This is a genomic window from Flavihumibacter profundi (assembly GCF_020076305.1).
GTDB classification, from domain to species: Bacteria; Bacteroidota; Bacteroidia; order Chitinophagales; family Chitinophagaceae; genus Flavihumibacter; species Flavihumibacter profundi.
In genome coordinates, this window is the sequence record NZ_JAIQXE010000001.1 from 1,532,736 (window position 1) to 1,543,002 (window position 10,267).

Below are 10,267 nucleotides of genomic sequence, written 5' to 3' on the forward strand. Positions count from 1 at the left end.
TGCAGCGCACTGCTGTATTTTTTTTCTTTTTCATATCAGGATTCGGCTAAGCTTCATGGGCCTCCCGTATTCCTTCTGTGAAAGAACAGCTACACCTTTCAGAAGGTGAATTAGGCCTTGTACTTTTCGCCTTTCCCGTTGGCTTACTGCTGACTTTACCATTCACAAGTATGCTGTTACAGAAATACAGCAGTAAATCGATAATGTTTGGAGGCGCATTGGCATTTAACGGGGTTCTTTGTTTACCAGGCACTGCAGCATATATTTGGCAATTGGTAATGGTATTGCTGGCTTTTGGAATTACCCGTAACCTACTGAACCTGTCTATGAATGCACAGGCCGTGGAAACACAGCACCGATATAACCGTTCCATTATGAACTCCTTCCATGGTGTATGGAGCCTTGCCGGATTTGCAGGGGCCTCAATTGGTTATTTAATGGTATCCAAAGACGTAGCAGTCAGCTACCATCTTATCGGCGTCAGCCTCCTGTTGTTTATACTGACAATTATTTTCATACCGCTAACCAATAGTGTTCCGCCCAGAAAGGAAGAACGACGTAGTTTCTTTAAACTTCCTGAACCCGCTCTGCTAAATTTCTCGCTTATCTGCTTTGCCTCAATGGCCTGTGAAAACACGATGTATGATTGGGGAAGCATTTACTTCCGCCAGGAAATGCATACGTCAAAAGGCCTCGCCACACTTGCCTTTGTAGTATATATGATTGCCATGACAACCGGCCGTTTTCTTGGCGACTGGATGACCAATAAATTGGGCATTCTGCCATTACTTACTCTTAGTGGCACATTAATTGTAACCGGATTTTCAATAGTTCTTTTAACCCACATGCCCTACCCGGGTATTGCAGGCTATATTTTAATTGGACTGGGCGTATCTTGTGTTGTTCCCCTGGTTTTCAGTATGGCCGGAAAAACTGCGGGAGCCAATACCGGCGCAGCATTGGCATCTATCTCAACAATAGGGTATGTGGGCTTTTTATTTATCCCACCATTTGTTGGATTAGTTGCGGAAGCAACCAGCCTACGGTGGTCTTTTGGCTGCATAGCTATGATGGGAGCATTGATCATATGGCTTACACGGATAATGCAAAAAACAGCCGAAACCGCTTAAATAAAACAATGGGAAGCCACACGAAAGGCAATGTTTACTAGCTCACCAGGATTATACAGACCAGTATCAGATTGTACAACTATGGTCTGGTTTAATACCCGTATTTCAACGTGGTAATAATTCCCCATAAAATAAACTGCTTTTACGGTCCCTTTTATTGTTGGCCCACCCAATTTGGTAATCTGGAAATGCTCTGGTCTTGTAAAAAGGGTTTTACCAGCCTTTTGAGCAGGAAATATATGGGGAAATCCAGCAGCAAGTTCCGGACCTATCAAATTGTACCTGCCAAAAATTGCACCTGCATATTCATTCACAGGATGTCCGTAAACTTCTTCCGGTTTGCCTTTCTGTACTATAAGTCCGGATTGCATCACTAAAATTTCATCTGCCTGGGATAGCGTATCTAACGGATCATGGGAACTGATTATAGAAGTGATCTGCAAGGTTTCACCCAGGTCTTTTAATACTGTTTTCAACAATTGTTTAAGTTGGAAATCCAGGTTGGAAAACGGCTCATCAAGAATAAGTAGTCTGGGTGATCCAACCAATAGGCGCGCCAATGCTATCCTTTGTTTTTCACCGCCTGACAACTGATCAGTCCCCCTTTTTAAAAACTGGCTGATACGGCATAGTTCATAAATTTCATTTGCGTCTTCTTCTGAAAGCCGGTTGGCATAGGACAAAATCTCTTCAACCCGGTAATTATTGCGCAATTCAAAATGCTGGGATAAATAAGCAATTTTAGGGTGTCCCGGAATCAATTTTTCATTTGGCCCTTCCACCCTTTTACCTTCCAAAAAAATGTTTCCTGTATCGGGCTGAATTAATGCCCCAATAAGTTTAAGCAAGGTTGTCTTGCCCGACCCGGTTTCACCGACCACTGCAAGCACCTGTGATTTTGCCTGCACAAAATTTGTCTCCTGCAAAACAAATCCATCCCGGCCTTCCTTGCTGATCCCGGCAACCTCTAAAAATTCCATATATATACTAAGCTTTGTTTTATTGACAACTTTGCCATTTTGCAAACTGCAAGTAACTATTATCCCTGCAATAATTAAACATAAACCTTAAAGCCTCCACGCAAGATCCGTTTATAAGAAAATAATCTATATTATACAACAGAAATATATCTTTTACGTTCTTAGGAATATGGAAGACTTTTAAATTCCATACAAAGGATAAACAGCAGCAGATAAAAACCATATAACTGGTATCCTTTTTATTATTATCCCTTAAACCTGTTTATGAAATTCCAAAGCAGCATCAGCTTAGGCTTTTTTGTGCTGGTAGCCTTAATTTCCTGCAAAAAAGAAGATACAGCACTAATCGATAATGCCACCAGGATCCAGGGAAACTGGAAATTCATCCGGATGGAAGTATACTCCCAAAGCACCATAAGCACCACAGAAGAAGGTAACCTGCAGAAATCAGTCACTACCTCCAATTATACTACAAAAGAAAATACCGGTACATTATCCATCGACTCCGCTAAATTCAATTTTACCGAAATTTCGTATACCATCGACACTGTGGTACAAGCAGAGTTTTATACAAATAATGTTTTAGTGTTTGCAACTGAAGTACCATTTGGGTTAGTCCAGCCTTCCTATAATGCATCGATAAACTATAATATAGCAGGCCGGGACTCAGTTTATTTCCAGAATGGATTTATCAAAACCCCGGATGCAAGTGGCATAACCCTACCCAGTGTCGCTTCCGGGTCAAAAATAGCCTGGTCTGGAGATACCCTAGTACTGAATACCCCCTTCAACCGAAAAAATACCCAAAAAATCAATGGCGCTACTGCCAATGTTGAAACGGAAGGCATCCAGGTAATTAAACTGAAGCAATAAGCTTTCAGATTGATTAATTTTGCCTATGGATTATTTCGACAGGCTCCAGGAATTATTACATATCGAAAAGCAGGCTGATCAACAATCTTATTTAAAGTTAACAGAACAGACAAGTGTTGCTGAGCGCAGGTTGAATGGTATTTCCTGGTACCCGGTTGCCTTGAAGGGAACGGAAATGGGAAGGGGCGATTACCTTATAGTGGAATTTGAACGAACCACACACCAGGATAGTAACCATCAATTTCGGTTTGGTATGCCTGTCGCTTTATTTTCCAATCATGATGCCAGGCAGGACCGAATTGATGGGATCATTTCCTACCTGAACGGCAACAGCATGAAAATCACTTTGCCGGTTGATGAATTACCCGATTGGTCGAGAGACGGCAAACTAGGCATTGACCTATTGTTTGATGATAACAGTTATGACGAAATGTTTAATGCCCTGAAACAGGCAAAAGCTGCCAGTGACAGTAAATCGGGAAACCGGCTGGTCAATATTCTCAAAGGCGAACAATCTCCTGTATTTTCTTCAGATATTATACTGCCGGATATCCCCCACCTGAACAAATCACAGCATGCTGCAGTCAGGAAAATACTTTCCGCAAATGACCTGGCGATTGTTCATGGTCCGCCAGGCACTGGCAAGACCACTACCCTGGTAGCAGCCATTAAAATTTTATTGCAACTGGAGACACCCCAAATACTTGTTGTTGCCCCAAGCAATACAGCAGTTGATTTATTAAGTGAGAAATTAGCAGAACAGGGAATAAACGTATTGCGTGTTGGGAATCCTGTGCGGGTATCAGAAAGATTGATGGCTTTAACCCTCGATAGTAAAATGGCTGCCCATAGCCAGACGAAAAACATCAGGGCATTGAAAAAACAAGCTAACGAATACCGAAACCTGGCGCACAAATATAAAAGGAGTTTTGGCAAAGCTGAACGGGAACAACGTAAAGCGCTTTTTGATGAAGCCCGGAAGATCATGAAAGAAGTGAGCCAAACGGAACAATATATAATGGATGATATTATCGGGAAAGCTCAGGTAATAACAGCAACCCTTGTGGGTGCCAACCATTACACAATTAAGTCACTCAAATACCCTGTTGTGGTAATTGATGAAGCGGGACAATCACTTGAACCCGCATCCTGGATACCCATCCTGAAAGCGCCGAAACTGATTTTAGCCGGTGACCATTTCCAATTATCGCCAACTATTAAATCTATGGAAGCTGCACGAAACGGTTTAGGAACATCCATTTTGGAAAAAGCAGCGCTAAAACACCCTGAAGCAGTGGTACTGCTACAGGAACAATATCGAATGCATGAATTGATAATGGGCTATCCATCTTCGGTGTTCTATGGCAATGTATTAACCGCGGATCCTTCAGTGGCCAGTCACCTTTTATTTAAAGATGATGAACCCCTGGTATTTATAGATACTGCAGGCTGCGGGTTTGAAGAAAAAGCAGAAGGCACCAGTACATCAAATCCCGAAGAAGCGGCCTTCCTTTTTAAGCAGTTATCCATGCTCGTCAACAGATTGAAGGATCATTATAATGACTTAAATTTCCCAAGTATTGGCATCATTTCCCCCTACAAACAACAAATAGAACTACTCAAAATGCAACAATCCGGTTACCCGGAATGGTCAGGCATCCTTCATAAAATATCGGTAAATACCATTGACAGTTTCCAGGGGCAGGAAAGGGATATAATATTTATTAGCTTAACACGGAGCAATACAGACGGGGAAACCGGTTTCCTTTCAGAAATAAGGCGCATCAATGTGGCCATGACCAGGGCCAGGAAAAAACTTGTGGTCATTGGGGATAGTGCCACCCTTTCAAAAATCGATTTTTTTGGAGGTTTCGTCGAATATACCCAAAAGAATAATGCCTATAAAAGCGCATGGGAGTTTGTAAATGAATGAGTTACAACTTTCCCTATACTTTATCGTTTTTTTCATCAGCACAATTTTAGGGAGATTTTTAGGTTATTAGTATACCCTAAAAGTATACCTATGCAAACATTTCGTCAATTGCTGATTTCAGCTATTTCCAACATTTTCCTCGTTTGGGGAACGATCCTGATTGCCATGACTTGGTTTTTAGGAAGACACACCGCTGGCCAAATCGTTATGTTTTATTGCCTTGGCGGTGCTCTTGTGCTTTTACACTTTGTTGTGAAGTTCAACAGGAAAGAAGCCGCAGAACTGCAAGGTTAAAAAAACGGGTTGGCCGGGCTGATGGATGATTTAAATCCAAACTATGAAGCGTCATTTTGAAATACTAGACGGATTACGCGGCATAGCTGCCTTAAGCGTAGTGTTTTTACACTTAATGGAAGCAACCTATCCAGGTGCATCCATCAACCCATTTCCACATGCTTACCTGGCCGTTGACTTTTTTTTCATGCTGTCGGGATTTGTAATTGCTTATGCCTACGATAAAAGATGGTCAATACTTAATATAACTGAATTTTTCAGGCTTAGGGTAATTCGCCTTCACCCGTTAGTGGTTTTGGGATTAGTTCTTGGTGGAATTATCTATTGGCTAAATCCGTATAGTACGGTTTCAGCTCATAATAACAACTTGCTGTTTAGCACCGCTCTGCTGCTCGGGTCATTCCTTATTCCGGCGCCCCCCCTGGCTAACCGAAGTGATATAACCCATCCCCTGAATGGCCCTTCCTGGTCCTTATTCTTTGAATACCTTGCCTATCTTTTTTATGCTGTTTTCGGCCATAAACTCACACAAAATAAATTGGGTATTTGTATCGCCTTTTCTGGTATGGCACTCCTCGTAACCTCAGTTGCGATGGGCAACCTGCATGGCGGCTGGGGATGGTCAAATATATGGATGGGCCCCATTAGGGTTAGTTTTCCATTTTTAGCAGGTATTTTTTTATACAGGAGCAATTTTCGCCTGACTATCCCATATGCTTACCCGATTTTATCAATTTTATTACTGCTGGTTTTTGAAGCCCCTGCCATGACTTATAATGGCATTTATGAAGCCGTTTGTGTTATTGTAGTATTTCCGGTTATTTTGGCTATTGGGGCTGGCGCTCCATTACAGGAATGCTGGAAAAAGATCTGCCGGCTTTCAGCAGAATTATCTTATCCCATTTACATTCTCCATGCACCCCTACTCTATCTTTTCGGATCTTGGGTATCAGCTGAAGCGCATACTTCCATAACCATAAAATTAGTTGCAATTTGTGTTGTTGCAGTAATCATCCTGATATCCTGGCTGGCGTTGCGTTTCTTTGATGAACCATTGCGAAAATGGTTGAACACACAAACCCGGGCTAGCTGGGATATCTCAAAGCAAAAGCAATACGGGTATTTCCCTAAATAAAAAACCCTGATTTCCATCTTTGGGGAAGCCTTCGACAAGTTTCCACCTTGTGTGGATGAAAGTTTTCAACATCCCAATTGGAATCCGCCATGTAACTTTATTCCTTCCAATGTACATGAAAAGCAATGTTCTCTAAGCTATCGGGCAATGTCAGGAAACATAAATCCTGTTTAACCGCTCACGTTCAAGAAAAAATACCTTTTGTGAAAAGGAACACTCATGTTGGCAGCCTTGTGAAAATCCTTTCCTTTAAAAAATCCCTAATACCCCCAACAAGGTCAACCTTGTAAAAAGTGTCGAAATGAAATTCAATAGCAGCCACTTTTTCCGCTTTAAACAAAGGACGGGCTGCCGATAATACGTGGGTAGCGAGGTTGTAGGAAAAAGCTGGCAATAATCTTGGCACAATGTTGTCTTTTCTTTCTGCGCAGCTTCTAATTCGGGTCTCTGGGGATGGCTTTTACTTTGCTTTGCTACAAGAAATTGCATTATGCATATAGATGCCAATCAGGATGGCTGTGAGCAATTTTTTTTGGTGACTTCTTACCAGCTTTTAAAGAAATAATAAGAATTATTAATGTGCTGCCTAAAAAAATTGGCAAAACGCGGCTACAAGCCCTTTATTTTAACCGGATTTTCTTCCGGTTCTTCCTATTTTTAATGCCGCAACGTAATAAAGATTAACACAAATGGCCAGGGAAGTATTAGTGATCAAGTTAGGGACAGCAGTAATCACCAATTCAGAAGGGAATATTGACCATTCAATAGTAAAAAAAGTAGCCGCAGAAATTGCAGGCCTTTACAAGCAATACGATATAGTTTTGGTATCGAGTGGTGCGGTGGGCAGCGGTAAAAAATTCATCCGCGATTACAAAGGTAGCTTATCCGAAAGAAAGGCTGCTGCAGCGGTTGGGAACCCCATTTTGATACAATTATACCATAAGTACCTGCAACAACATGGTATTACAGTAGCCCAGGCGCTTTGTGAAAGGGTGCATTTTTCTAACCGCAAGCAATTTTTGCAACTCAAACAAACCTTCAACACTTTTTGGGAAAACAGCATCTTACCTGTTGTAAATGAAAACGATTTAGTGAGCAATGTTGAAATTAAATTCTCAGACAATGACGAATTGGCTACACTCATCGCAATTGGATTTGACGCTTCCACTTTAATTCTTTGCACTTCAGCAGGCGGTTTGCTCGACGATAAAAAACAAGTTATCCCGAAGATTGAAAATGTTGATGCTTCTGTTTTACAATATGTAAATACTGAGAAAAGCGGGCTTGGACTGGGAGGCATGATTTCAAAATTAACCTTTACGCGGCTGGCTATATCACTGGGGATAAGGGTTATTATATGCGGATTAAAAGGCCCGCATCCTCTTGTAGACGCGCTTGGTGAAAAGAACGGCTCCTGCTTTACACCAAAAAAATCAAACTTAAGGGCCAGGCAAAAATGGCTCGCCAGTGGTTCAGTTACCTTGGGTACACTACACGTAGATAAAGGTGCCGCTAAAGCACTGGCCAATAGAAAAAGTCTGTTGACCATTGGTATTAAATCTGCAGAAGGGAAATTCGTAGGGGGAGAAGTGATCCAACTCATGGATGAGGATGGCGTAATTTTAGGTGTTGCCAAAACTAAAATGGATGCCTTATCTATTTCCAAACAACTAAATGAAAAAGGTATTATCGCCGCACATGCCGATGATATCGTTTTATTCTAATTCAACCAACATGAAATCCATTCTTCCTCTCCTCAAAAAAACCCATGCTGCCACTGCCGGTTTACAGGATTTATCCAATAAAGCACTGCAGGAATTACTTCAGGCCATTTCCAGGGCTTTGATGGCGAATACAGATGCTTTACTAAAAGCAAATGCCAAAGACCTAGCCAGGCAAGATCCCGACAACCCAAAGAACGACCGGCTGCTTTTAAATGCCCAAAGAATTACCAATATCGCCAGCAGTATAAAAAAAGTAGCAAAGCTGCCAGACCCGGGCGGACAATTATTGCAAAAAAGAACATTGCCCAATGGGTTGGAGCTGGAAAAAATTACTGTACCAATTGGTGTAGTTGGTGCCATCTATGAATCAAGGCCTAATGTAACATTCGATATCGCAGCCCTATGTCTCAGAAGCAGGAATGCCTGCGTACTAAAGGGAAGTGCAGATGCTGCCAATACCAACCAACTGGCTGTTAAAATTATAAAGTCAGTGTTGAAAGAACAGGGTATTAATCCCGATGTAGTTTGTTTGCTGCCTTCAGACCGGGAAGCGGTTGATGAAATGATGCAGGCAACACGTTATATAGATGTATTAATACCGCGTGGTTCTGACAGCCTGATCAAATATGTAAGGACACACAGCCTGGTTCCGGTTATTGAAACAGGCGCAGGTGTATGCCATATTTATGTAGAAAGCGAGGCCAACCTGGAAAAAGCTTTGGCTATTGTTGTAAACGCGAAAGTTTCAAGGCCATCAGTTTGTAATGCAGTCGATACCATACTTGTTGATAACTCAATTGCAGGACGATTCCTGAAATCCTTACAAAAGGAATTTGAAAAAGAAAAAGTGGAAATTTTTGCTGATGCAACTGCCCATAGGTTATTAAAATATTACCCCTTCCTAAAGAAGGCAAAACCCCAGGATTTTGGCCGGGAATTCCTGAGCCTGAAATGCGCCGTTAAAGTCGTGGCCAATATTGCCGAAGCCTTGCAGCATATTTCAAAATATTCAACAAAACATTCTGAATCCATTGTTTCTGAAAATAAAAAGACCTGTGAAGCATTTATTGGGAAAGTTGATGCTGCTGTAGTCTATTCAAATGCATCCACCCGCTTTACAGATGGGGAAGTATTTGGATTAGGCGCAGAAATTGGCATTTCCACCCAAAAACTACATGCACGCGGGCCATTTGCATTGGAAAAATTAGTCACGGAAAAATGGATTTTACGCGGTAGCGGGCATATCCGTTAAGCAATATTGCCCTAATTAGTAGATTTCCCAAGTAATTCAACCTTGCAATGTTGTTTTCTGCAATATACCTTTGATGCATACCTGTGAATAACCCTTAGCAGCAATCCGGTAAAATGAAAAACCCGAATTACCGTACCCCCCGGATTCAGGCTGTTGTATATCCAATTCCTATGCAAATATTTTGTTGACGTTATCCAATCCCTCCTGGGTCGGCATTGTCTTATCTGAAAATGAAAACAATGTTGCCATCTCAAGTTATTCGCGTATGTTTTACAAGTATTTTACTTTTATCCCTTACTATTACTACCGGTAGAAATACCAGCCAGGTTAGCTTATTAACTGTGCAGAAAGAAAATGCCCTGCATATAAAAGATAAAGCCAACGCATTCATACAAAAATACATTTCTGCTAATACTGAAAACCTGGAAGATATCAGGAAAAAAAGTATATCCACCTTTCATATGATGGACAAAATTTTGAACCACTATGAATTGCCGCTGGAATTGAAGTACCTGGCGGTTATAGAATCAGAATTGAATCCAAAAGCCCTGTCACCGGTTGGTGCAGCAGGCACCTGGCAGTTAATGCCTGAAACCGGCAGGATTCTCGGACTAACTATTACTGCCGGTATTGATGAACGCCTTGATGCAAAAAAAAGCACTAAAGCCGCCGCCATTTACCTGCGTGATCTTTATACAGAATTCGGCGACTGGCAATTAGTATTGGCTGCCTATAATTGCGGTCCTGGTCCGATTTACACCGCCATGCAAAAATCCGGCAGCAAAAATTTCTGGATGCTGCAAAAATACCTTCCCAGGGAAAGCAGGGAGCACGTGCATAAATTTATTGCAACTTACCAATATTTTGAAGGTGGCGAAAAAAGCATGGCCTTCCTTGACTAAGTTGGGTGCTGATGTCGGATTGCTCAAAAATCATATCGCAAACC

General features: G+C 41.7%; 10 protein-coding genes. 8 read left to right on the forward strand and 2 right to left on the reverse strand.

Annotated features, from left to right (window positions below; genetic code table 11):
• Positions 1–77 precede the first annotated feature (77 nt).
• Positions 78–1,130 (forward strand): MFS transporter, encoded by a 1,053-nt coding sequence (locus LAQ65_RS06630; protein WP_224116162.1) that lies wholly within the window; start codon positions 78–80, stop codon positions 1,128–1,130.
• Here the strand turns inward: LAQ65_RS06630 and LAQ65_RS06635 are convergent.
• Complete coding sequence (locus LAQ65_RS06635) at positions 1,127–2,110, reverse strand: ABC transporter ATP-binding protein (protein ID WP_224116163.1); 984 nt, start codon at positions 2,108–2,110, stop codon at positions 1,127–1,129. The genes LAQ65_RS06630 and LAQ65_RS06635 overlap by 4 nt on opposite strands.
• A gap of 264 nt (positions 2,111–2,374) precedes the next feature.
• Here LAQ65_RS06635 and LAQ65_RS06640 point away from each other — a divergent pair, with 264 nt between their 5' ends.
• From LAQ65_RS06640 to LAQ65_RS06655, 4 genes are all read left to right on the forward strand, one after another.
• Positions 2,375–2,983: a hypothetical protein gene (locus tag LAQ65_RS06640; protein ID WP_224116164.1), complete on the forward strand. Its 609-nt coding sequence runs from the start codon at positions 2,375–2,377 to the stop codon at positions 2,981–2,983.
• A gap of 25 nt (positions 2,984–3,008) precedes the next feature.
• Positions 3,009–4,916, forward strand: coding sequence for an AAA domain-containing protein (locus LAQ65_RS06645; RefSeq protein WP_224116165.1), 1,908 nt, complete (start codon positions 3,009–3,011; stop codon positions 4,914–4,916).
• Between the two features lie 90 nt (positions 4,917–5,006).
• A complete protein-coding gene (locus LAQ65_RS06650) occupies positions 5,007–5,210 on the forward strand; it encodes a hypothetical protein (protein ID WP_224116166.1) in 204 nt (67 codons plus the stop codon).
• 43 nt (positions 5,211–5,253) lie between these two features.
• Complete coding sequence (locus LAQ65_RS06655; RefSeq protein ID WP_224116167.1) at positions 5,254–6,345, forward strand: acyltransferase family protein; 1,092 nt, start codon at positions 5,254–5,256, stop codon at positions 6,343–6,345.
• A 217-nt stretch (positions 6,346–6,562) separates the two neighbouring features.
• On the opposite strand, the gene LAQ65_RS06660 is transcribed toward LAQ65_RS06655, so the two are convergent.
• On the reverse strand, positions 6,563–6,751 hold the full coding sequence (locus LAQ65_RS06660; protein ID WP_224116168.1) for a hypothetical protein: 189 nt from the start codon (positions 6,749–6,751) through the stop codon (positions 6,563–6,565).
• A 283-nt stretch (positions 6,752–7,034) separates the two neighbouring features.
• Here LAQ65_RS06660 and proB point away from each other — a divergent pair, with 283 nt between their 5' ends.
• From proB to LAQ65_RS06675, 3 genes are all read left to right on the forward strand, one after another.
• Complete coding sequence (gene proB / locus LAQ65_RS06665; protein ID WP_224116169.1) at positions 7,035–8,069, forward strand: glutamate 5-kinase; 1,035 nt, start codon at positions 7,035–7,037, stop codon at positions 8,067–8,069.
• 10 nt (positions 8,070–8,079) lie between these two features.
• On the forward strand, positions 8,080–9,321 hold the full coding sequence (locus LAQ65_RS06670; RefSeq protein WP_224116170.1) for a glutamate-5-semialdehyde dehydrogenase: 1,242 nt from the start codon (positions 8,080–8,082) through the stop codon (positions 9,319–9,321).
• 239 nt (positions 9,322–9,560) lie between these two features.
• Positions 9,561–10,223, forward strand: coding sequence for a lytic transglycosylase domain-containing protein (locus LAQ65_RS06675; RefSeq protein WP_224116171.1), 663 nt, complete (start codon positions 9,561–9,563; stop codon positions 10,221–10,223).
• The last annotated feature ends 44 nt before the right edge of the window (positions 10,224–10,267 follow it).

What these genes read in the sequence shown, in the direction of transcription:
- LAQ65_RS06655 (WP_224116167.1), top strand. Translation starts at nt 5,254, where the DNA reads ATGAAGCGTCATTTTGAAATACTAGACGGATTACGCGGCATAGCTGCC.
- LAQ65_RS06670 (WP_224116170.1), top strand. Translation starts at nt 8,080, where the DNA reads ATGAAATCCATTCTTCCTCTCCTCAAAAAAACCCATGCTGCCACTGCC.
- proB (WP_224116169.1), top strand. Translation starts at nt 7,035, where the DNA reads ATGGCCAGGGAAGTATTAGTGATCAAGTTAGGGACAGCAGTAATCACC.
- LAQ65_RS06635 (WP_224116163.1), bottom strand. Translation starts at nt 2,110, where the DNA reads ATGGAATTTTTAGAGGTTGCCGGGATCAGCAAGGAAGGCCGGGATGGA.
- LAQ65_RS06675 (WP_224116171.1), top strand. Translation starts at nt 9,561, where the DNA reads ATGTTGCCATCTCAAGTTATTCGCGTATGTTTTACAAGTATTTTACTT.
- LAQ65_RS06640 (WP_224116164.1), top strand. Translation starts at nt 2,375, where the DNA reads ATGAAATTCCAAAGCAGCATCAGCTTAGGCTTTTTTGTGCTGGTAGCC.
- LAQ65_RS06645 (WP_224116165.1), top strand. Translation starts at nt 3,009, where the DNA reads ATGGATTATTTCGACAGGCTCCAGGAATTATTACATATCGAAAAGCAG.
- LAQ65_RS06650 (WP_224116166.1), top strand. Translation starts at nt 5,007, where the DNA reads ATGCAAACATTTCGTCAATTGCTGATTTCAGCTATTTCCAACATTTTC.